The organism is Pseudomonas sp. HN2, assembly GCF_020736465.1.
In the GTDB taxonomy this organism is placed as follows: domain Bacteria; phylum Pseudomonadota; class Gammaproteobacteria; order Pseudomonadales; family Pseudomonadaceae; genus Aquipseudomonas; species Aquipseudomonas moraviensis_A.
Map to the genome: position 1 here is coordinate 2,101,713 of NZ_CP085885.1, position 23,460 is coordinate 2,125,172.

15 protein-coding genes are annotated in these 23,460 nt (G+C 62.0%); 7 read left to right on the forward strand and 8 right to left on the reverse strand.

Annotated features, from left to right (window positions below; genetic code table 11):
- Positions 1–27: 27 nt before the first annotated feature.
- Complete coding sequence (locus LIS66_RS09270; protein ID WP_227974058.1) at positions 28–984, forward strand: alpha/beta hydrolase; 957 nt, start codon at positions 28–30, stop codon at positions 982–984.
- Positions 985–1,980: 996 nt separating this feature from the next.
- Here LIS66_RS09270 and LIS66_RS09275 read toward each other — a convergent pair.
- The 5 genes from LIS66_RS09275 to pvdM form a co-directional block, all read right to left on the reverse strand.
- Positions 1,981–4,464: a TonB-dependent siderophore receptor gene (locus LIS66_RS09275; RefSeq protein ID WP_173867339.1), complete on the reverse strand. Its 2,484-nt coding sequence runs from the start codon at positions 4,462–4,464 to the stop codon at positions 1,981–1,983.
- Between the two features lie 115 nt (positions 4,465–4,579).
- Positions 4,580–6,229, reverse strand: a complete 1,650-nt coding sequence (locus LIS66_RS09280) for a cyclic peptide export ABC transporter (RefSeq protein WP_227974059.1) — start codon at positions 6,227–6,229, stop codon at positions 4,580–4,582.
- Between the two features lie 108 nt (positions 6,230–6,337).
- The gene (locus LIS66_RS09285) at positions 6,338–7,225 is read right to left on the reverse strand and encodes a formylglycine-generating enzyme family protein (RefSeq protein WP_227974060.1); all 888 of its coding nucleotides are present in this window, start codon (positions 7,223–7,225) and stop codon (positions 6,338–6,340) included.
- A 36-nt stretch (positions 7,226–7,261) separates the two neighbouring features.
- Complete coding sequence (locus tag LIS66_RS09290; RefSeq protein ID WP_227974061.1) at positions 7,262–8,548, reverse strand: aminotransferase class V-fold PLP-dependent enzyme; 1,287 nt, start codon at positions 8,546–8,548, stop codon at positions 7,262–7,264.
- Positions 8,545–9,909 (reverse strand): pyoverdine-tailoring dipeptidase-like protein PvdM, encoded by a 1,365-nt coding sequence (gene pvdM / locus LIS66_RS09295; RefSeq protein WP_227974062.1) that lies wholly within the window; start codon positions 9,907–9,909, stop codon positions 8,545–8,547. The genes LIS66_RS09290 and pvdM overlap by 4 nt, the downstream gene beginning before the upstream one ends.
- Before the next feature lie 206 nt (positions 9,910–10,115).
- Here pvdM and LIS66_RS09300 point away from each other — a divergent pair, with 206 nt between their 5' ends.
- Entirely contained in the window at positions 10,116–11,741 is a 1,626-nt protein-coding gene (locus tag LIS66_RS09300; RefSeq protein WP_123418655.1) for a PvdJ/PvdD/PvdP-like protein, read from the forward strand.
- A 272-nt stretch (positions 11,742–12,013) separates the two neighbouring features.
- On the opposite strand, the gene LIS66_RS09305 is transcribed toward LIS66_RS09300, so the two are convergent.
- From LIS66_RS09305 to LIS66_RS09315, 3 genes are read right to left on the reverse strand one after another with little or no spacing between them, the layout of a single operon-like run.
- Positions 12,014–13,399, reverse strand: coding sequence for an efflux transporter outer membrane subunit (locus LIS66_RS09305; RefSeq protein ID WP_227974063.1), 1,386 nt, complete (start codon positions 13,397–13,399; stop codon positions 12,014–12,016).
- Positions 13,400–13,406: 7 nt separating this feature from the next.
- A complete protein-coding gene (locus LIS66_RS09310; RefSeq protein WP_227974064.1) occupies positions 13,407–15,377 on the reverse strand; it encodes a MacB family efflux pump subunit in 1,971 nt (656 codons plus the stop codon).
- Positions 15,378–16,541, reverse strand: coding sequence for an efflux RND transporter periplasmic adaptor subunit (locus tag LIS66_RS09315; protein WP_227974065.1), 1,164 nt, complete (start codon positions 16,539–16,541; stop codon positions 15,378–15,380).
- Positions 16,542–16,821: 280 nt separating this feature from the next.
- On the opposite strand from LIS66_RS09315, the gene LIS66_RS09320 reads away from it, so the two are divergent.
- The 5 genes from LIS66_RS09320 to LIS66_RS09340 all read left to right on the forward strand — a co-directional run bounded on the left by LIS66_RS09320 (position 16,822) and on the right by LIS66_RS09340 (position 23,457).
- The gene (locus tag LIS66_RS09320; protein ID WP_041478511.1) at positions 16,822–17,304 is read left to right on the forward strand and encodes a sigma-70 family RNA polymerase sigma factor; all 483 of its coding nucleotides are present in this window, start codon (positions 16,822–16,824) and stop codon (positions 17,302–17,304) included.
- Between the two features lie 132 nt (positions 17,305–17,436).
- Positions 17,437–18,774, forward strand: a complete 1,338-nt coding sequence (locus tag LIS66_RS09325) for a lysine N(6)-hydroxylase/L-ornithine N(5)-oxygenase family protein (protein WP_064363905.1) — start codon at positions 17,437–17,439, stop codon at positions 18,772–18,774.
- Positions 18,775–19,333: 559 nt separating this feature from the next.
- The gene (gene mgtA / locus LIS66_RS09330; protein WP_227974066.1) at positions 19,334–22,033 is read left to right on the forward strand and encodes a magnesium-translocating P-type ATPase; all 2,700 of its coding nucleotides are present in this window, start codon (positions 19,334–19,336) and stop codon (positions 22,031–22,033) included.
- Between the two features lie 228 nt (positions 22,034–22,261).
- Positions 22,262–22,696 carry a hypothetical protein gene (locus LIS66_RS09335; RefSeq protein ID WP_042609407.1) on the forward strand — a complete coding sequence of 145 codons (435 nt, stop codon included), beginning with the start codon at positions 22,262–22,264 and terminating at the stop codon, positions 22,694–22,696.
- 128 nt (positions 22,697–22,824) lie between these two features.
- Entirely contained in the window at positions 22,825–23,457 is a 633-nt protein-coding gene (locus LIS66_RS09340; protein WP_042609408.1) for a response regulator transcription factor, read from the forward strand.
- Positions 23,458–23,460 lie beyond the last annotated feature (3 nt).

Below are 23,460 nucleotides of genomic sequence, written 5' to 3' on the forward strand. Positions count from 1 at the left end.
TTTTTTTGCGGATAAAGGATCTTATCGATGTCGTTGCACCCTGATCTGGAAGCGTTTCTCGACCTGGCTCAAGACAGCCAGGACGCCGGCCTGCCGGCCATGCACCAACTGACCCCGGGCGAGGCCCGCGGCACATTCGAACAGACCACCGCGCAGTTGCGCTGGCCGGCGCCGCAAGACCTTGAAGTCAGCGAGATTGCAACACTGACCCGGGACGGCGCGGCGCTGGCCTTGCGGTTGTATCGGCCCAACGGTGTTGCTTCACCGCTGCCGGTGCTGGTGTATTTCCACGGTGGCGGGTTTGTGGTCGGCAGTCTGGATTCCCACGACGGTGTCTGCCGTGAGTTTTGCCAGCGCACGCCGTATGCGGTGCTCTCGGTCGGTTATCGGCTGGCGCCGGAGCATCGCTTTCCGACGGCGCTGGAGGATGGCGAGGACGCGTTGGCGTGGCTGGCCGAACAGGCTGCGAGCCTCGGCCTGGATTGTTCGCGGGTAGCCTTTGGCGGCGACAGCGCGGGCGCCACGCTGGCGACGGTGCTGGCGATTCAGGCGGTGCGGCAGCCGCACACGGTGGCCATCGCACCCAAGGCGCAGTTGTTGTGTTATCCGGTGACCGACGCTTCGCGAGTGCATGATTCGCGGCTGTTGTTTGGCGAGGGGTATTTGCTGGAGAACGACACGCTGGACTGGTTTTATCAGCACTATGCGCGTGGGCCGGAGGATTATCTGGATTGGCGTTTTTCGCCGTTGCTGGCGGAGGATTTGCGCGGGGTTGCGCCGGCCATTGTGGTATTGGCCGGGTTTGATCCGTTGCTGGATGAGGGGCAGGCTTATGTCGACAGGCTGCGTGGGCAGGGGGTTGAGGTTGAGGTCGAGGTTTGTGGTGGGTTGACCCATGATTTGTTGCGGTTGGGGTCGGTGGTGCCTGGGGTTCTGGAGGTTTATGCGCGGGTTGGTGGGGCGCTTGCGCGGGTTCTGGTTTAGTGTGCATATCCGTTGCTGCGGGGGTTGCTGATTACGGTTCCGCCCTTACGGCGGGTCACTTTTTCCAAACGCCGAAAAAGTAACCAAAAAGGCTTGCTCCTGCGTTCGGCCCTCGCAGGCTCGGGTTCCTTCGCTGCGGGATCGATCCGGGCGCAGCGGCTCCGGTTTGCTTCGCTGCACCTCCTTCCGCTGTGTCTGGCTGCGCCAGACGGTCGCTGCGCTCCCACGCCCGGATCAGTCCCTCCACTCAGCCTTCCGAAGTCGCCCGGGGATCAAGATCAAAAGCAGGCGAGCTGACACTCGGCCTATTGAGTGGTGAAAAGCGTGCGCTTGGCTTGAGTCTTGTATTGGATTCGCCCCTCACCCCAGCCCTCTCCCGAGGGAGAGGGAGCCGATTTGCGGGCTTTTCAGAATCTGCATTCGACTCGGTATCGCAAGTCGGCGTACCTTGCCCAAACACCTCGGTCAGTCCCCTCTCCCTCCGGGAGAGGGTTAGGGTGAGGGGCTTTTGATCTGATTCAGGATCTGAGTTCGCCTCGGTATTTCAGGTCGGCATAGCCCAGCCAAACAACCCGTTTTAGTCCCCTCTCCCTCTGGGAGAGGGCTAGGGTGAGGGGCTTTTGATCTGGCTTTTGCTTCTGCTTCTGCTTTTGCTCTGGCTTTTGATCTTTTGCCCCTTCGGCAGGCTTCGTTACGGGATCGATCCGGGCGTGGGAGCGCAGCGACCGTACGACGCAGTCGTACACAGCGAGTGTAGGTGCAGCGAAGCCAACCGGAGCCGCTGCGCCCGGATCGATCCCGTAACGAAGGTACCCCGAGCCCCAGCGAGCGGGCCGTACGCCGGGGCAAAGCCTTTTGCTTACTTTTCGGCGTTTGGAAAAGTGAGTCGCTGTAAGAGCGAAACCGCCAGCGGCAGCACCCGCAGCAACGGATATGCCCCCAACCCCAAAAACAAAAAGCCCCGCCAAAGCGGGGCTTCCACACAACTAAGACCAATCAGAAATCAGCCTTCACTGACATCACAAAATTCCGCGGTTCGCCGTAGAAGTTACCGAACCCCTCGGTCCCGATGGTCGCGTAATAACGCTTGTCAAACAGGTTGTTGCCGTTCAACGCCACCGACCAGGTGTCATCAATCCGATAACCAATGCGACCGTTCCAGACCGCATAACCCGCGCCATCGACATTGTCCCCGCCCAGAGGCGAAACCCGGTAGGTGCCCGTCTGCGCATTGACACCCGCACCAATCGTCACCCGATCCAGCGGCCCGCTCAGGGCGTAATCACCCCACACACGCAACAGATGACGCGGAACGTAAGAGTTGTAGACCGCGCCATCCTGAGTCGCATCGGCATCTTCCAGCACCTTGGTCTGGGTGTAGGTATAACCGGCCAGCAATTGCAGGCGCTCGATCACTTCACCGCTGACTTCAGCTTCAAAGCCCTGGGCGCGGACCTTGCCCGAGTTGATCTGGCACGAACTGTCTTCGCAGCGCAGGTCATCCTGGGCCGCATCTTTCTGAATGGTGCGGAACAGGTTGAACGTGGTGTTCAGACGACCGTCGAACCACTCACCCTTGATCCCCAGTTCGTAGCTCTGGCCAATCAGCGGCTTGAGCGTGCTGCCATCGATGGTCTTGTACGAGCCTTGCGGGGTGAAGATGTCGGTGTAGCTGGCGTAGGCGGTCAGGTTGTCGTTGAGGTCGTAGAGCAGGCCGGCGAACGGCGTGACCTGGCCGGTTTCGGTGGACTTGGTGTTGACGTCGGTGCCTTCGCCGCGGAAGTACTGCACCGAGTCAGTGTCGGATTTGTACCAACTGACCCGGCTGCCCAGCACCAGTGTCATCGGGTCGGCGAGTTTCAGGCGGGCGATCGAGTAAGCGCCGTATTGCTTGATGTGCATGTCCACCGGGCCGCCACGGGAGGCGTTGGCCAGGTAGTAGCTTTCATCCGGCTGCGGGATGTTGTGGTTCGGGTTGAAGACGTTCTGGCGCTGTGGCAATGCCGCCACCGCGTAGAAGTCATCCTTGTGCGAACGGCTGGCGTTGGCGCCGACGATCAGTTCGTGCTGCTGGCCGAAAGCGTCGAATTTGCCGTCGACGTAGGCATCGAAACCGTAATCGCGCTGGTCGTAGTCATAGGTACTGCCGAGCATCAGCGTATTGGTGGCGGTGGCGCCCAATGGCACGGTGCCGCTCGGGAAGGAATATTCCATGTCCTGGGTGTTGCGCGAGTAGACACCGGCGACTTTCAGCGACCAGTCGTCGTTGAACTGGTGTTTGACGTCGGCGAAGTAGGTGGCGCGTTTGCTGCGCTGGTTGTTCCACGAGGTGTTCAGGCAAGTGGAGCGTTTCAGGTGCAAGTCGGAGCCGTCGGCGTAGCGCGGCAGGCCGCCCCAGCACGGGGTGGCGTCGACGTCTTCATAGGCCATGCCCAGACCGAGGGTGGTGTCGGGGCTGAGATCGAAGTCCAGCGCACCGTAGTAGATCTGGTCGCGGCGTTCAGCTACATCGTAGAAATACTGCCGGGTCTGCTGGGTGACGACGGCGCGACCACGCACGGTGCCGGCGTCGTTCAGCGGGCCGCCGGTGTCGACCTGGCCGCGGTAGTTGTCCCAGGTGCCCGCCGACAGCGACAGCTGCGTGTGCGGGGTGTCCTGGCCGCGCTTGCGCACGAAGTTGACGCCGCCGGCGGTGCCGCCCGCGCCCTTCATCATGCCGGCCGCGCCGCGAAGGATTTCCACGCGGTCATAGATGGCCATGTCGCTGTTGAAGCTGTCCGCCTGCACGTAGCTGCTGCCGATGTCCAGCGGCACGCCGTCGTACTGGTACTGGCCGGTCATGCGGAAACCGCGCGAGTAGAAATACTTGCCGCCCATGGGCGAGTCGTAAACGGTGATGCCCGGGGTCTTCTCCATCACCTGTTCGATGGTGTTGAGGTTCTGGTCGTCGAGCATCTTGCGGGTCATCACCGTGACCGACTGCGGTGTTTCCTTGAGCGAATGCACGCCCTTGCCGATGGTTACGCCGCCGGTGGTGTAGGAGTTGCTGCCCTCGGTGGTGGCGCCGAGGCGGTTGGCGTTGACGTTGGTCGGGGCCAGTTCCATCGCACTGCCGCTGGTGGCCGGGCCGAGCACGGTGACGGTGTTGCCGTCACGCTGATAACGGATACCGGTGCCGCTGAGCATCGCCTTGAGTGACTCGTCGTCCTGATAGCGGCCGTTGAGGGCGCTGGAACGCAGGCCTTGCAGGCTCTCCGGGCTGTAGACGATTTGCAGGCTGGTTTGCTGACCGAGGGTCTGCAGGGCCTGGGCCAGCGGTTGGGCAGGGATGTTCAGGGTCCATTCCTGCGCCTGGACATAGGGCGCCGCCGCGAGGGTCAGTGCCAGACCCAGGCCGCTACCGGCCAGGCGAGTGCGGGTCGCGCCGTGCATCAGCAGGGCTCGAGTCAGAGGGCGAAGCATGAAACGGGATGCGGACATGAGGTTAAGACCTTGGCAGGTATAGTTGTTAATGGTTCTTATTCATCTCATTAAGACGAGGAAGCCGCGGCAAACCGGAAAAGTTTTTTCTCCGGCTCGTTCGCGGCTGCCTCGATCAGGCGGGTTGCAGTTCGCTTTTGACCTTGCCGGCCTCCATGCGCACGAGCTGATCAGCGACGTCGAAGTAACGGTCGTCGTGGGAAATCACAATGATGGTTTTGCCCAAGCGCTTGAGGTCGGGCAGCAGCTCGGTATAGAAGATCCGCCGGAACGTCGGATCCTGATCCGCGGCCCATTCGTCGAACACCAGCACCGGGCGCTCTTCGAGCCAGGCATTGACCAGTGCCAGGCGTTTGCGTTGGCCGGTGGACAGGTCGGTAGTGCTGAAGGCGCCATCGCGCACGCTGACTTTGTGCGCGATCTCCAGGCGCTCGAGGTAGCGGGTGGCATCCTGTGGCACTTCACGATCGCCCTGAATCAGGTCATCGAACAGGTAGTAGTCGGCGAAAATCGTCGTGAAGTTCTGGCGGTAATCATCGCGGTTGACCGCGGTGATCGGCTTGTCGTTGACGCGGATTTCGCCCTCGGTCGGCGCATACAGGCCCAGCAGCAATTTGATCAGTGTGGTTTTGCCGCAGCCGTTCTCACCGACGATGAACACGATGTCGCCCTGTTCGATGCGCAGGTTTACCGGGCCAAGGCGAAACGGTTCGCTGCCTTCCACGGCCGGGAAGGCGTAGCGTACGTTGCGCAGTTCCAGGCTCTCGACGGCGGCAGGCTTGTTGCCCTGGTCCAGCAGCAACAGGTGCGGCTCCGGCGAGGAGAACTGTTCGCTGAGTTCGGCGATGCGGCGGAAGGCAATCTGCGCGCGGCTGATGATCGGCAGGGTGCTGATCAGGTGTTCCAGCGGCCCCTTCATGTACAGCAGGACCAGAACAAAGCCGCTCATCACCGCTTTGTCGGCGCTCGGCCACAGCGATTGCAGGGCCAGAGCCATGCCGATGACCACGAAGAACAGCATCGAGCCAAACGACTTGGCGATGACAAACGTGTTGATCGATTTGATCTGGGTGTCGCAGATCTTTTCCGCGGTTTTCTGAATGCCGGCGACGAACATGCGCTGGCGGCGCGGGCGGTGGATGCGCAGTTCCTTGGCGCCTTCGGCGATCGCGTTGTAGTGCTTCTGCAGTTCGTCTTCGGAGTCGCGGGCGGCATAGAAACCGCGCATGCCCTTGGCCCGCGCAATCGCCTGAATGGTGGTGCCGATGGCGATAGCGACCAGCATCATCAGGAACATCGGCCACGACAGCATGGCCAGATAGCCGAGGCAGCCAAGGGTCACGGTCATCGAGATCGCCAGCGGCGCGAAGGCGAAGGCGAAGTCGCTGATGGTGTCGACGTCGTGGGTCAGCACCGGAATCAGGCGATGGCTGCGGTAGCGTTCGATCTGGTCGATCGGCGCCGAGAGGACTTTCTCCCCGAGCTCTTTGCGCAGTTTGGCGATGATGTGCTGGCCGACATAGTTGGTGCCGATGTCCGAGAGGATCGTCGTCAGCAGGGCGAGGGCACAGAGTCCGGCGAAGATCATCACTACCGTGCGGGTCAGGCCGTCATCGGAGTGCAGGGCGTTGTTGATGGTCGCCAGCAGCACGGTGACGCTCAGGCCGCCGAGCATGCCGAGCACGATGGACGCCGAAACGATCAGGCGGAAGGGCTTGAGCAGGGCGAACAATTCGTTGATCGCCCCACGCGTAGGCTTGGTCATGGAGGATTCCTGCTTCGATGCGGAGGGAGTGCCGGTACTTAAGGAAAACGAATGGTCGCGGAGTTTCTTTAAACGAGCGCAGACGGGCTGCGCTCGTCGAGGGCAGTGTCAGAGGTCGCGCACTACGCGAAAGCCCAGCCAGTCGCCCTTGCTGGTCGGCCAGCTGCTGTTGCGGTTGCCGGAGCGGGAGAAGATCGGCGCCTCGCCCCAGTCGTTGCCGCGCATGACCTGGCGCTCGCAGTTTTCCTGGGTCCACGGGCGACCGTCGGCGGGCACGCCGGAGTAGTCCGGGTGGTAGCAGTCGGCGGTCCATTCGTAGACGTTGCCGTGGGCGTCGAACACACCAAACGCGTTGGCCGGGAAGGTGCCGGCCGGCGAGGTGAAGTTGTAGCCGTCGGCCGCGCCGTAGGTGTTGGCGTGTTTGGCGATCTGGTAATCCTTGCCCTCGTCGAACGGGAACGGGAAGGGCCCGGTGCTGCCGCCCCGGGCGGCATATTCGCGGATCGATTCGCTTTGCAGGCGATAGGCGTGGCCGGTCTTTTTCGACAGCCAGTCGATGTAGCCCTGAGCCTCAGCGACGTTCATGCACACCGCCGGGTCGCGGGGCGTCTGTTTGAATTCGGGCTTGCCGGCGGTGCAGCGGCGGCCAGGGCGGTCATCGAAGTCGTAGGGCTTGTTGCCGGTCTCGCGCACATAGGCGTCCCATTCGCCCACCAGCACCTGCGAGCGGCTGATGGCGAACGGTTTGCTGAAGGTCACCGTGTGCAACGGGCCTTCATCGGGCTGACGGCCGACTTCATCGTCCGGCGTGCCCATGGTGTAGCTGCCGGTCGGCAGCACGACCATTTCCGGGCAGTCCTTGCAGTCCTTGAACACTTTGCCCGCTGCGGGCGCGGTCGCCGCCAGCGCAGTGCCGGGCATCAGTGCGCCGCAGAGCGCGCTCAGCGCCAGTGCGGGCAGGGCTTTGGAGAGGAGTGACGCGTGAGGCTTTTTCATGGGTCGTCTCTTTGAAAGGAAAACGGCAGTCGAGGATCAGGCGCGCAGCTTGTTGCCGAGGATGTTCATGAAGCGATCCACCTCGGCCTCACTGTTGAGCAAGCCCGGCGCGGTACGAATCACCGGCCCGACGTCGCGGCTGACCGCGTCGCAGATCACCCGGTTCTGCATCAGCCAGGCAGCCACTGCATCGCTGTCCTGGTCCTTGATCCGGAAGAAGGTGAAACCGGCGGAAAACTGCGGATCGAGCGGGGTCACCAGTTCGATGTTGCGGTGCTCCTGCAGACGTTGCTTGAGGTAGCTGTTGAGCTGGTGAATGCGCATCTGCACCTCGGCCTTGCCCAGTTGCAGGTGCAACTTGAAGGCTTCGTCCAGCGCCCAGCGATGCTCGAAGGCGTGATAGCCGCCCGGGGTCATGATGGTCGAGAAGGCTGTGGCCTCGGAGAAGGTCGGCACGCTGGGGCTGACGTATTTCAGTTCTTCGGTGCGGCTGCAGACGATGCCGGTGCCACGCGGGCCGAACATCCACTTGTGGGTGCCGGCGATGAAAAAGTCGCAGTTCATCTGCGGGAAACTCAGGTCGTCGACGCCGAAACCGTGCACGCCATCGACCACATAGATCAGCCTGTCCTTGTCGTCGCGCTGACGGTTGTGCTCGTCGACCAGATGTGAGATCTCGCTGATCGGCAGCTTCACACCGCTGCCTGAATGCACCCAGGTCATGCCCAGCACGCGGGTCTCGGGGCGGATATTGCGGTTGATCGTGTCGAGCACCTGATCCAGAGAAATGCTCTGCGGGGTGTCGAACAGCTTGAGTTTGCGCACCTGGGTGCCGTCACGACGGCTACGGAAATCGAGGATGTTGCGCGTCGAGTAATGCTCGTGAACCGTGGTGAGAATTTCCTGATCCGCGCGCACCTGCACGCTGCCGTAGATCATTGCCAGACCTTCGGTGGTGCTGCCGGTCAGGGCGATCTGCCCCGGTTTGGCTTGCAGGTACTGGCCGGCCCAGTGGCGCACGTTTTCTTCGCGTTTCTCGGTGACGCCCAGATCCCAATCCATCGCCAGACCCGGATTCAGATCCAGCGCCGCGCGATGGCGTTCGATGGCTTCGCGCACCGGTTTGGGGTGCGAGGTGACGAGGAAATTGGCGAAGTGAATCGCCTGGGGATCCTGATCGAACAACTGACGCAACTGCGCCCATTTATCCCGCGGCGCAGCGGCCGGCGCAGCGATTGCCGCCGGCGCAGTGAGGCTGGCGCCCAGGGGCAGGGCGGCGGCGAGCAGGCCGGCGTGTTTCAGAAAAGTGCGGCGATCAGTCATGGCCGGGCCACCTCCTGGCGCGACGCCAGTGCCGGTTTCGCGGCTTGCTGCACCTGATCCCAGACGCGCATGAAGTTGCCGCCCCAGAGCTTGGCAATGTCCGCTTCGGAGTAGCCGCGCTGCAGCAGTTCGGCGGTGACGTTGCGAATTTCACCGACGTTTTCCCAGCCTTTGATCCCGCCACCGTCGTTGAAGTCCGAAGCGATGCCGACGTGGTCGATACCGATCTTGCGCACCGTGTAATCGATGGCGTCGCCGAAGTCCTTGAGGGTGGCTTTCGGCTCTTCTTCGAGGATCGCGTAAAGACCGCTGGCGTACTGGCCGAGCTTCTGTTCCGACCAGGCAGTGATGATCGGATCGCCGGGCATCAGCGCCATGGCCAGATTGGGCAGCGGCGGCAGATCGAAACGCGCACGCAACGCATTGAGTTTGTCCTGGGTGCCTTGGGTCAGCGGTTTCAGGTACTGCGAGAAGGCGACGACCTGCACCACGCCGCCACTGTTCTTGATCAGTTGCAGCTCTTTGTCGCTGAGGTTGCGCGGAATGTCTACGGCCGCCCGGGGCGCCGAGTGCGAAGCCACCAGCGGAGTGCGGCTGAGTCCGGCGACTTGCTCGAGGGCTTTGGTCGACATCTGCGAAACGTCGATGATCACGCCCAGATCGTTCAAACGTTGCACCGCTTGTTTGCCGATCTCAGAGAGCCCGTCGAGGGCGTCGGGCGAGTCATTGAAAAACGGCAGCGGTCGCGACGAGTCGGCCCAGCTGTTGTTGCCGATGTAACTGAAACCGAACATGCGCATGCCGCGCCCGGCCCACAGGTCGAGCTTGCTCAGGTCGTTGCCCAGCGGGTAGGCGTTGAGCATGCTGATGAAAATCGCAAACTTGCCCTCGCCGTGCAGCCGGCGGAAATCATCCGGCGTGTAGGCGATGCCGGCCTGATTGGGGAAGTCGCGAACGATCCCGGAGATGATCTTGTAGCGCACTTCCTGCTGGTTGCGCGCCTCTTCGACAAAACCCTCGGTCGGGCGATGCGGGGCGTTCGGGCCGTTCCACATTTCCGGCCAGCCGAACACCGTCAGCGCCGCACCGGACAGGCGCCCGCGATTGGCCTTGACCAGGTCGAACTGGCCCGAGCCATCCTTGTCGGCTTCGTGGTCGTGGCTGCCGAAACTCAGCGGCACGGTGATGTGGCTGTCGAACGACAGCAGGCGATCCTGCAATTCGGTCGCCTGTTTCATCACCTTCACCGGGTAGCCGGGGTTGTTCCAGTAATCCCAGGCCAGAAATCCTGCGCCGGCGCTGATCGCCAGGGCCAGTGGCAGGCCGATGAATAGAGCCTTTTTCCAACGCGGTTTTGTCATTGCCATCTCATTCAGGTTCGCCGTCGAGGTACAGGCGCAGGGGCCTTTGCTATCTGGGAAGAACGAGTGGCCGGGTGGCTAATTTAGGCGGCGTTACAAATGCCCGGCGCCGCCGTCGCGATGTTTTGCCGGCAGCGTAAATTTCCCCGTCGAGCAAACGTTCTAGCTTGGATAAAGCCTGCTTCATGGCTGACACAGGTAGGGCAATGACGATCTCTCGACGCTGGTTCATGGCGGGCATGGCACTCACGGGCGCCGCGCTGCCTGCCGCTTTTTATGCACATCGTGAACTGACTCGCGAGGAGTTTCCGATCACCCCGGGCGAGGCCACGGTCGATCTGGCGGACACCGCCGGGCAACAACTGGCGGACAATCTGCGCGGGGTCTGGGACATTCGCTTTACCGGTGCGGCGGCCGGGCTCGATGGCTTGCCGGCGCAAGGCCTGGAGCTGTTTCTCGACATCGCTCACCGTGGCCGTGGGCTGCGCGGTTATCTCGACACCGGGACCAATCTGCGTGCCGAGGGGCCTGCGCGTTATCAAGTGATCGGTGATCTGGCGCCGGGCAACGGCGCCGAGATGTATTGGCGCCTGCTGCGCACCGATGCGCCGTTAGCGCCACCGGTGTATGAGTTCAAAGTCAAACTGGATGAAGTCTGGGCGGCATTCGGCAATGCCGGCAGCGCCACGTTCACCGGGCAGGTCTTGCGCCTGGATCGGCCGTTGGCGTTGCCCGAGCTGGACAATCAGTTCATCGCCATCAAGCGACGCTTTCCCGAAGCCCGCGAACGCACCGGGCTCAGTCCGCAACTGTTGGCCTGGCTGGTGGCGCCCGAACATCGGTTGTTCCATCAGCTCTGGCACGCCACCCGCGACAAGTGGCACAAGCTCTCGGAGAAAAAACGCGAAGCGCTACGCGGTATCGGCTGGCAGCCCGGGCCGCGTGACAAGGAGCGCGATGCCCGTGGCCCACGCAAGGATCGCAATGGCTCCGGCGTGGACTTTTTCTTCATGCATCGGCACATGCTCGGCATCGCCCGGTCGATGCAGGATTTGCCGTCGTGGCCAGCGTTCCCGCAGCCGCAGCCAGAGCTGGAACGTGACCGACAGGGCTTCGCCCGCTATTTCGACAATCACGACGGCAACTCACTGCCGCCGACCTGGCTGGCCGAGGGCGATGACGAATACACCAAATGGGTCAGCGACATCAAAGCGGCGGAGACTTTCCAGAGCAATTTTCTGGTCTGGGAATCGCAGTACCGTGATCCACGTTATTTATCGAAATTGACCCTCGGCCAGTTCGGTTCTGAAGTCGAATTGGGCCTGCACGACTGGCTGCACATGCGCTGGGCTTCGGTGGCGCGTGATCCGTCCAACGACATTCCGGTGCCGATGGCACGCGATCAGGCGGATTTCGCCGCGCGCTGGTATGCACCGGAAAACGACTTTCTCGGCGACCCGTTTTCCTCCCATGTGAACCCGGTGTTCTGGCGTTTCCACGGCTGGATCGATGATCGCCTGGAAGACTGGTTCCGCGCCCACGAGCGCTTTCATCCGGGTGAGGTGACCCGTCTGCAGGTCAATGGCGTGCCGTGGTTTGCACCGGGGCGCTGGGTGGAAGTCGCCGACCCCTGGCTCGGCCCCGACACCCACGGTTGCAGCACCGTGCCCGGCCTGCAAGTCGGGCGCTCGGTGGAGATGGACCCGGAAACCATGAAACTGGCGCTGCGCATCACCTTCGGCGACGAAGACAACATGACCGAACTGTTCCGCAAAGTCCCCCGGCGACCGTGGTATGCACGGCATCTGAAGGTCAAGGGCCGACAGCTCTAGATCGGTTCAACACATACTCTGAATTGATCGCAATCCCTTGTAGGAGTGAGCCTGCTCGCGAAGGCGTCAGTCCAGTCGCCGCGTCGCTCTCAGATCTCTTCCCAGCCCCCCCCCCAGCGCGTTGTACAGCGCAAGCACCGCATTCAGCGTGCCCTGGATTTGCACACGGTGGACACGATATCCGTGTAGGAGCTGCCGAAGGCTGCGATCTTTTGCTCTTGCATTTAAGGATCAAGATCAAAAGATCGCAGCCTCGTTGCACTCGTCAGCTCCTACCAGTCACCCCCCAACGCTTTGTACAGCGCAATGCTCGCCTGCAGCCGCGACTGGCGCAGTTGCACGTTCAGATCCTGCGCGGCATACAGCGTGCGCTGGGTTTGCAGGACGGTGAGCAGGTCTTCGGCGCCGGCCTGGTAGCGGCTCTGGGCGATGTCGAAGGCGGTTTGTGCCTGGGTCAGTTCTTCGCTTTGCCATTGCCGCTGTGCGTCGAGGCCGCGGATGCTGCTGAGGGCTTTTTCGACGTCGGCGAAACCGTTGATGATCGCCCCGCGATAGGACTCCAGCAGTTCGTCCTGGCGGGCCTTGGCCTTGTCGCGTTCGGCGCTGAGGCGGCCGTTGTTGAAGATCGGCGCGGTCAGTCCTGTCGACAGGTTGTAGAACGTCGTGCGCAGCAGGTCGGCGGCCAGATCGGCGCCGCTGCCGAGGCTCGCCGTCAGGGTGATTTTCGGCAGCATCGCGGCGCGGGCAACAGTGACATCAGCCTGCGCCGCTGCCAGTCTGGCTTCAGCGCTGGCAATGTCCGGGCGGCGGCTCAGCAAGTCGCTCGGCACGCCACTGGCGATGTCCGGCCAGTGCAATTGGGCGAAGGATTGCTCGGGCAACCGCAACGCCTGCACCGGCTGGCCGAGCAGGGCGGCGAGGCTGATCTGTGCTTCGCGGGCCTGCTGCTGCACCAGCGGCAGGCGACGTTGTTGTTCGGCCACCAGACTTTTCTGCTGGGCCAGTTCCAGCGCGGTGGCGCTGCCGGCGTCGAAACGGGTCTGCACCAGATGCAGCACGTTCTGCGCATTTTTCAGATTGAGTTCGGCAATGCGCGCCTGCTCACGCAAGGCGAGGGCCTGGGTGTAGCTGTTGGCGACGCCGCTGAGCAAGGTCAGTTCGACGGTGGCGCGGTCGAACTCGCTGGCCTGCACAGCGAACACGGCACTGTCGCGCGCGGCACGATTGCCGCCCCAGAAATCGATTTCGTAACTGGCGCTGAGCTCGGCATCGTAATAATCCAGCGAACGATTTTCCGGGCTGACATCCAGTTGGCTGTAGCCCTTGCCGTGGATCAGTTTCTGCCGGTTGGCATTCAATCCGGCCTTGAGTTCCGGCAGCAGCGGCGCGCCGGCGATGGTTGCGCTGGCCTGGGCCTGTCGGACCCGCGCCATCGCGGCGGCGAGGTCGTAGCTGCCCAGCCGCGCCTGTTCCACCAGCCGCTCCAGTTCAGGGCTGCCGAACTGCGTCCACCATTGCCGATTGCTTTGCAACGCGCCGTGGCTGTCGGCGGACTGCCACGCGCTTGGTGGCTGCACGCCGCTGTCGAGGCGCGGCGCCGGGCTGCTGCAGGCCGCCAGCAACAGGCTGGCGGCGAGAAACGTCAGTCGCACTTTCATAGGTCGATCATTCACTGGTAAGGGCCGTGACCGGGTCGAGCCGGGCAGCTTTGCGGGCCGGCATGAAGCCGAAAATGACACCGATGACCAGCGCACAGGCAAACGCGCCGATCACCGCCAGCGCTTGAAAGGCAACCGACACACCGCTGAGCAACAACACGCCGCCGACCAGCAGCGCCAGGCCGATCCCGGCAATACCGCCGACCACCGAGAGCATCACCGCTTCAGTGAGGAACTGGCGCAGGATGTCGCGCTGGCGTGCGCCAGTGGCCATGCGAATACCGATCTCCCGCGTACGTTCGCGCACGGTCATGAGCATGATGTTCATCACGCCGATGCCGCCGACCAGCAGGGAAATCGCCGCAATCGCACCCAGCATCAGCGACAGCGTGCCTTGCGTGCGCGCCTCGGCCTGGATCATGGCGGCATTGTTGGTCAGCTCGAAATCCTTCTTGCCATGGTGCCGCCGCAGCATCGCCTGCTCGATCGCCTGTTCGGCGTCCTTGACCTTGCGCGCATCCTTGGCGGCGATCACCACGTATTGCGGATTGCGACTGCCGAACAGGCGCATGCTCGCCGCCGAATAGGGCACGGCGATGCGGTTGTCACTATCCGAGTCGCCAGAGCTGGCGCCTTTTTCCGCGAGCACGCCGAGGATCTGGAACGGCACGTTTTCGATGAGGATGTATTGACCGATCGGGTTGGCGACATCCTTGAGCAACTTGTCGCGGACCTTGGTGCCGATCACCGCGACAGCGGCGGCGCTGTCTTCATCGGCCTGGGTGAAATAGCTGCCCTGGATCACCGGCCAATTGAAAATCACCGGGAAATTGGTGTCATTGCCGCCGACGTAACTGCTGTGGTCGGCATTGCCAAACCGCACGCCGGCGGTCGAGCCGTTGACCGGCATGATCCGCTCCACCTGGGGCAGGGCGGACAGTTCGGCGACGTCGTCGAGGGTGATGATGCCCTCGGGCGTGCGCGGGTTCGGTGCCGAGCCGCTGAGGTAAATGATGTTGGAGCCGAACGCACCCATTTGCGCCATGACCTGGCGCTTGCTGCCTTCGCCAACGGCGAGCATCACTACCACTGAGGCCACACCAATAACGATGCCCAGCAGTGTCAGCGCCGTGCGAAAACGGTTGATCCACATCACTCGCCACGCGGCTTGCACGGCGTCGACCAGTTCACCTTTCCAGGCGCCGGTCTGGCTGCTGCCACAGCTCAGGCGCTGGCGCAGGTCGACCGCTTGCAGCGCGCCGGGATTGGCCGAAGAGGGCGTGGATGCATGCCCGGCGCTGTCACTGATGATCAGACCGTCGCGGATTTCGATGATGCGCTTGGCCCGTTGCGCCACTTCGCGGTCGTGGGTGATGAGGATGACGACGTGGCCCTGATCGGCGAGTTCGTCGAGCAGGGTCATGACCTCGGCGCCGCTGTGGCTGTCGAGAGCGCCGGTCGGCTCGTCGGCGAGGATGATGTGGCCGCCGTTCATCAGCGCACGGGCAATCGACACCCGCTGTTGCTGACCGCCGGAAAGCTGATGCGGACGGTTGCCGGTGCGACTGCCGAGGCCAAGACGTTCCAGTAGCGCAAAAGCGCGGGCATGCCGCTCGGCGGCCGGGGTGCCGGCGTAGATGGCCGGCATCTCGACGTTTTCCTGCGCCGAGCCGGAGGGGATCAGGTGATAGCCCTGAAAGACAAATCCGAATGCTTCGCGGCGCAGCCAGGCCAGTTCATCGCTGTCCAGCTGAGCGACATTTTCCCCGGCGAAGCGATATTCGCCGCTGGTAGGCCGGTCAAGGCAACCGAGGATGTTCATCAGCGTCGACTTGCCCGAACCGGAGGCGCCGACAATGGCGACGAACTCGCCGGCGTGGATCGACAGATCGATCCCGCGCAGCACTTCCACCAGCGGGCTGTCATCGCCGCCGTAGGCTTTGCGGATCTGTCGCAGGTCGATCAGAGGCGTGTGCATTCAGCCCCCATGACCGCTGGCCGGCGCGCTGAGAATATGTTCGCCCTCGGCAAGACCTTCCAGGACTTGGGTGCGCAGGCGATCGCTGATACCGGTGCGCACTTCCCGCGCCTGAATATCACCGTTGGCGGCGACGATCTGCGCCCGTTGCCACTGTGGACGCGAGCCCGGTTGCAGGGCGGCGCTCGGCACGGTCAGGGTGTCCTGCGCCTGTTGCGCGACGAAGAACACCTGGGCGGTCATGTCGGTCATCAGGCTGTGATCGGCGTTATCGACGTCGAGCAGCACGGTATACAGAACCACGCGTTCGCTGCCGCTGCGGCCACTGGTGGGACTGCCGCCCTGATTCTGTTCGAGCGGGCGCGGCGGCACCGGCAGGATCTGCCGCACGGTGCTGCTCCAGCGTCGGTTGCCGCCGCTGAGAGTAGTGAAATAGGCGGTCATGCCCGGTTTGACATGGCCGATGTCGGCCTCTGAAACCTCGGCCCACACCGTCATCGGTGAAAGCCTGGCGATGCGCAGGATCAGCGGGGTCTGTTGCTGGGCGTTGAGGGTCTGGCCTTCGCGCGCACCAATGGCCACCACGGTTCCGCTCATCGGTGCGTAGATGCGCGTGTAGCCGAGCTCCGCCTCGTCGCTGCGCAGGCTGGCCTGGGCCTGACGGATTTGTGCCTGGAACATGTCGATGCGCGCCTGGGTCGCTCGGACCTCGGCGCGGGCGGTCTGCACGTCTTCCTCGCGGGTGGCGCCACCGGCGGCCAGTTTCTGCTGGCGCTGGTATTTCTGCTGCGCCAGATCGTGCTGGGCACGTTGCTCCTGCAGCTGCGCCTTGAGATTTTCGATGGAGAAGCGTCCGGCATCGAGCTTGGCTTTCTGCGTTGAGGGGTCGATTTCCACCAGCAGTTGGCCTTCCTTGACCGTGTCGCCGGCCTCGACGTGAATCTTCTGAATCTGCCCTGAGGCCTGCGCGCCGACATCCACGTAGCGGCGCGGCTGCAGGGTGCCCAACGCCGTCACGCTGTTTTCGATATCGCCCCGGCTGACCTGCACGGTGGCAACGGCGTCGCGACCGGGCGGCAAGACCTGCCAGGCAGCAACGGCGATCACGGGAATCAGACAGAGGGCGGCGAACAGCGCGCGACGGGCGGAGCGGGGACGATTCATGCAGGGTTCCGGCCAGTGGTTGCGGCCCGTCGCAAGGCACGACAGACACAGGGGCTGTCCTGTAAACGAGGCATGGGCCATGGAATTTAGCCGCGGACACATCGCGTTGCCGCGCGCCGGACTACCACTATTTGTCCGGTATATGGAATCAGCTCTTTAAATCTATATGAGAATTACTATAAATTACGCACTTCAAGTTGCCACTATCTTGCTACTGCGTTATCCGCAGGCCGGATCAGTGCGCTCAAGGACAGAAACGGCATCGATGCGGTCGGGAGTCATGTTGGAAAACTACTATCGTGAGCTGGTGTGTTTCCTCAACGCCAGACTGGGCAACCGTCAGGTCGCCGAGGATGTGGTGCATGACGCCTATGTACGCGTGCTGGAACGCTCCAGCGAAGTGCCGATCGAACAACCGCGGGCCTTCCTTTATCGCACCGCGCTGAACCTGGTTATCGACGATCACCGCCGCAACGCGCTGCGCCAGGTTGAATCGCTGGACGTGCTGGATAACGAAGAGCGCTATTTCACTCCCTCGCCTCATGGCACCCTCGATCATGGTCAGCGTCTGGAAATGCTCCAGCGCGCGCTGGCCGAATTGCCGCCGCTGTGTCGCGACAGTTTTCTGCTGCGCAAGATCGAAGGCCTGTCCCACCCGGAAATCGCCCAGACCCTCGGCATCTCCCGGGCGCTGGTGGAAAAACACATCGTCAACGCCATGAAGCATTGCCGCTTGCGCATCCAGCAATGGGATGGCCAGTGATCCGCGCCGGTTAAATTTCCTCTCATCGTCCTCGTTCCTACTCAACAGACGACCTGCTGACCTGATTCAGGCCGGTCAGGCCACCCAGGCTTTTTTCCCCGCGTTGAGGGGTTCATCCAGAGGACACTGGAAATGACACAGGCAAATGCATCGCCCATCGTTCACGACCTGATCGGCGTCGGTTTCGGCCCTTCGAACCTGGCACTGGCCATCGCCTTGCAGGAACGCGGCGCGACCCAGGGCGAACTGGATGTGCTGTTCCTCGACAAGCAGGCCAATTACAGCTGGCACGGCAATACGTTGTCGACGCAGAGCGAATTGCAGATTTCCTTCCTCAAGGACCTGGTGACCCTGCGCAATCCCACCAGCCCGTATTCCTTCGTCAACTACCTCAAGCACCACGGACGGCTGGTCGATTTCATCAACCTCGGCACCTTCTATCCATGCCGCATGGAGTACAACGACTACCTGCGCTGGGTCGCCGGGCAGTTCACCGAGCAGAGCCGTTACGGTGAAGAAGTGCAGTTCATCGAACCGGTCCTGCATAACCAGCAGGTGGAAGCCTTGCGCGTGATTTCCCGCGGCAGCGACGGCCAGCAGTTCGTGCGCACCACGCGTTCGGTGGTGGTCAGCGCCGGCGGCACACCACGTATTCCGGAGGCATTCAAGGCGCTCAAGGGCGATCACCGGGTGTTCCACCATTCGCAATACCTGTCGCAAATGGCCCGCCAGCCCTGTGTGAACAATCAACCGATGAGCATCGCGATCATCGGTGGCGGGCAGAGCGCGGCGGAAGCCTTCATTGACCTCAATGATTCGTTCCCTTCGGTGCAGGTCGACATGATCCTGCGCGGCTCGGCCTTGAAGCCTGCGGACGACAGCCCGTTCGTCAACGAAGTGTTTTCGCCGGAGTTCACCGACCTGGTGTTCCAGCAGAACAGCGTCGAGCGCGAACGGCTGGTCAACGAGTACCACAACACCAACTATTCGGTGGTCGACATCGACCTGATCGAACGCATCTACGGCATCTTCTACCGGCAGAAGGTTTCCGGGATTGCCCGCCATGCCTTCCGCACCCTGACCACCGTCGAGAGCGCCACTGCCACGGCAAACGGCATCGAGCTGGCGGTGCGCAACAACGCCACAGGCGAGCTCACGGTGCGCATTTATGACGCCGTGGTGCTCGCCACCGGTTACGAGCGGCAGATGCACCGCAAATTGCTCGCGCCGCTGGAGGAGTACCTCGGCGAATTCGAAGTCGATCGCAATTACAAATTGATCACCGACGAGCGCTGCAAGGCTGGCATTTATATGCAGGGCTTCTGCCAGGCCAGCCATGGCCTGAGCGATACGCTGCTGTCGGTGCTGCCGATCCGCGCCGACGAAATCGCCGGCTCGCTGTATGAGCATGGCAAACAGCGCGGGCATAGTCGCTCGGTGGCGGAGTTGCTGTTGGCGACTGCCAGCTGAGTTCTGCGTCGCCTGTCACACCGCTATCGCGAGCAGGCTCACTCCTACAAGGATCTGCGTACGCAGGACAAATGTAGGAGTGAGCCTGCTCGCGAAGGAGCCTTTGCCAGCACCGCAAAGCTGAATCCTGAACCCTTCCTGAACACCCGCCACATTCCCCGCCAACACCTCTTCCAGCCATTTCGCTGCGGGCGTAAGCTGCGCGCGTTTTCATCAATTGCGGAGACCCACAGTGGGTACTTGTTCGAGTGACAGTTGTCGGCCGGTCTTGAACACCGGCAGATTCTCGGCAAGATAACGCGCAGTCTTTCCCTGCCGTTGTCTCGCCGTAACAGCGAGCAGCGGCATCCCGTGCATGGCCAGTCCTGGGCCATGTCTCGACGTCCCTCTCATCGACACTGAACCAAGCGTGCTGACGACCTCAGTCGTCATCGCCGCCTATCGACGCGCCTGTCATTGCCGACCGGCGCGCCACGCCTTGCCGTGCCGGTTTGTCCCGGTGCCGGGGCGTGGCGGTACCTGCTCGACGGTTTCCCGGCTGACCACAGGGGACACAGCCATGAAACTGAAGCTCAAGGAATTTTTCGCAGGCTTTCTGCGCAGCCGCCATATCGCCCGACACTTTCGTCGTCTGGCGCTGCTGGACTCGATCAACGACACCACGGTCAGCCGTGAAGTGCCGCCGACGCTCGCCAGTAAGCTGGTCGCTGCCGCCCATGAGGATAGCGCTGCGTTGCTGTCGTCACTGGGCACCCACGGCGAGGGGCTCATCGATGTCGAGGCCGATGCACTGCGCGCGCGACATGGCCTCAATGAGGTTGAACACGAGCAACCGCTGCCGTGGTGGACCCATCTGTGGTACTGCTACAAAAACCCGTTCAACCTGCTGCTGACCTTGCTCGCGGTGATCTCCTGGCTGACCGAAGACCTCAAGGCGGCCGTGGTGATTTTCTCCATGGTGGTGCTGTCGACGCTGCTGCGCTTCTGGCAGGAGAGCAAATCCAATCAGGCCGCCGATGCGCTCAAAGCCATGGTCAGCAACACCGCCACGGTACTGCGCCGGGATGGCCCACGCCGGGAAGTGCCGATCAGGCAACTGGTGCCCGGCGATCTCATCGTCCTGTCGGCCGGCGACATGATTCCCGCCGATTGCCGCGTGCTCAGCGCCAAGGACCTGTTCGTCAGTCAGGCTGCGATGACCGGCGAATCGATGCCGGTGGAGAAATTCATTCATCAGGCGGATTGCGACACGCGCAATCCGCTGGAGCTGGACAACCTTCTGTTCATGGGCACCAACGTCGTCTCCGGCAGTGCTGTTGCGCTGATTCTCACCACCGGCAACAGCACCTATTTCGGCGCGCTGGCACAACGGGTCGGCGCGACGGACCGGGCGGTGACCTCGTTCCAGCAGGGCGTCAACAAGGTCAGCTGGCTGCTGATCCGCTTCATGTTCGTCATGGCGCCGCTGGTGCTGTTCATCAACGGTTTCACCAAGGGCGACTGGACCGAAGCGCTGCTGTTCGCGCTGTCGATCGCCGTCGGCCTGACCCCGGAAATGCTGCCGATGATCGTCACCTCGACCCTGGCCAAAGGCGCCGTGTTTCTGTCGCGCAAAAAGGTCATCGTCAAACGCCTTGATGCGATCCAGAATTTCGGCGCCATGGACGTGCTGTGCACCGACAAGACCGGCACGCTGACTCAGGACAAGATCTTTCTCGCGCGCAACGTCGACGTCTGGGGCGAAGACAGCGACGAAGTGCTGGAACTGGCCTACCTCAACAGCTACTACCAGACCGGCCTGAAAAACCTGCTGGATGTAGCGGTGCTGGAACACGTGGAAATCCACCGTGAACTGAAAGTCGGCACGGCGTTTCGCAAGGTCGACGAGATCCCGTTCGACTTCAATCGCCGGCGTATGTCGGTCGTCGTGGAGGGCCGCGATCAGCCACATCAGCTGATCTGCAAAGGCGCGGTCGAGGAAGTGCTGGCGGTGTGCAGCCGCGTGCGTCATGGCGAAGTCAATGAAGCCTTGAGCGATGAATTGCTGACCCGGATTCGTCAGGTCACCGCAGCATTCAACGCTGAAGGCTTGCGCGTGGTGGCCGTGGCCGCCCGCTCGATGTCCGAAGGTCGCGACACTTACAGCCTGGCTGATGAAAATGAACTGACCCTGATCGGTTACGTGGCGTTCCTCGATCCACCGAAGGACAGCACCGCGCCGGCGCTCAAGGCCTTGGCCGAGCATGGCGTAGCGGTGAAGGTGCTGACCGGCGACAACGAACTGGTCACGGCGAAGATCTGCCGCGAGGTCGGCCTCGCCCAACAGCGGTTGCTGCTGGGCAACGACCTCGAGCGCATGAGCGATGCCGAACTGGCCGTGGCGGTCGAGAGCACCAATGTCTTCGCCAGACTCACGCCGTCGCACAAGGAGCGCATCGTCCGTGTGCTCAAGGGCAACGGCCATGTGGTCGGGTTCATGGGTGATGGCATCAACGACGCGCCGGCGCTGCGCACCGCCGATATCGGCATTTCCGTCGACAGCGCGGTGGACATCGCCAAGGAAGCGGCGGACATCATTCTGTTGGAAAAAAGCCTGATGGTGCTGGAGGAGGGCGTGCTCGAAGGGCGGCGCACCTTCGCCAACATGCTCAAGTACATCAAGATGACCGCCAGTTCCAACTTCGGCAATGTGTTCTCGGTGCTGGTCGCCAGTGCGTTCATCCCGTTCCTGCCGATGCTGCCGATGCACCTGCTGGTACAGAATCTGCTCTACGACATTTCGCAGATCGCCATTCCGTTCGACAACGTCGATGAGCAGATGCTGAAACAACCGCAACGCTGGCAACCGGGGGACGTCGGGCGCTTCATGCTGTTCTTCGGCCCGATCAGTTCGATTTTCGACATCACCACGTTCGCTTTTATGTGGTACGTGTTCGATGCCAACACCGCGGATCACCAGACGCTGTTCCAGTCCGGCTGGTTCGTGGTCGGGTTGCTGACCCAGACGCTGATCGTGCACATGATCCGCACGCCGAAGATTGCGTTCCTGCAAAGCCGTGCAGCCATGCCGTTGATGGTCATGACCGGGATCATCATGGCGGTGGGAGTTTTACTGCCGATGGGACCGCTGGCGCACTACTTCAAATTGCAGGCGCTGCCGCCGCTGTATTTCCTGTTTCTGCCGCTGATCCTGCTGGCGTACATGGCGCTGACCCAGGCGGTGAAGGGCTTCTACATCCGTCGGTTCGGCTGGCAATAATGCTGCCCCCTGTAGGAGTGAGCCTGCTCGCGATAGCGGTATTGCAGTGACATTGAAGTTGACTGACACACCGCCATCGCGAGCAGGCTCACTCCTACAGGAGTACCGGTGCGTCCGTCAGTGCGGGGATGCCCGGATGAATGGCCGGATTTTTAGGAAAAGTCCTACAGAGCTAGCCTCGGCGCTTGCGTAGTCTTGCCCTCCCCAAACCTCACCGGGAGAATGACCATGAGCAACAAAGCGTTGCGCATCCTGATCGCCGACCCGCAGCATTTTCATCGAATGAAAATCGAGCGCCTGTTCAATGAGCTCGGCTACTACCGCGTGGCCCCGGTGCAGAATCTCGGCGAATTGTTGACCCTGGTCGACTACGGCTGCGAGCCGTTCGATGTACTGGTGATCAATGCAGAACTGGCGGCAGGCTCCCTGGACCTGCTGGGCTTTCTGCTCGATAACCCACAGGTTCGCCACGCTCTGATCTACAACGAACAGTCAGCACCGTTGCAGGCACTGGCAGGCTTCGCTCAGGAAAACGTGCAGATCAGCCCGGCGCCACTGCCCAATTCACAGCTCGTCGGGCAGGTGATGGCAAGGGTCGAAGCAGCCGGCGAACGCCGGCAAGCACCTGACTCACACTGGTTGTTGCGCCATGCCAATGCATAAAAATCCAGACTGCACAACTGTCAGACCTGACAGGTGATTCCCTTGTCCATCCATGTAACAGTGCCGGCGCAGCCACCGACTCCGAAACGGTCTGGTGCGGTGTCTTTTACGATTGTGCAGGAGTGCCAATGAAGTCAGCGCTGATCGTTGATGATCACCCCGTAGTGCGCGCGGCTATCCGAATCGTCCTGCAGGCTCAAGGTTTCACCCAGATTCATGAAGCGTCCAACGGCAATGAAGTCGTGCCGTTGATCCGCGAGCATGATCCGCAACTGGTGGTGCTCGATCTGGGGCTGGGCTCCATGGACGGGCTGGAAGTGCTGACGCGCATCCAGATCAAGGCGCCGACGGCGCGCTGCCGGGTCCTGGTGTTCAGCATGCATGAGCCCACGCATTATCAAGAGCGCTGTTTGCGTGCCGGGGCGATGGGCTACGTGACCAAGAGCAATCAGTTGACCCTGCTGCACGAAGCCATCAAGGCACTGATGTCCGGCCATACCTATTTCTCCGCGTTGCCTAATACCAGCGGTCTGTACAACGCTGTGCAACGCACTGAAAAGGAGATGATCGATCAACTGTCCGATCGAGAGTTATGTATTTTCGTGCAATTGGCGCTGGGCAAGCCGAACAAGGCCATTGCCCAGGAAATGCACTTGAGCCACAAGACCGTCAGCACCTATAAAACCCGCATGATGGCGAAACTCTGTCTGGGGTCACTGGTGCTCCTGCGCGAATTTGCCAAGCGCAATCACTTGATCTGAGTG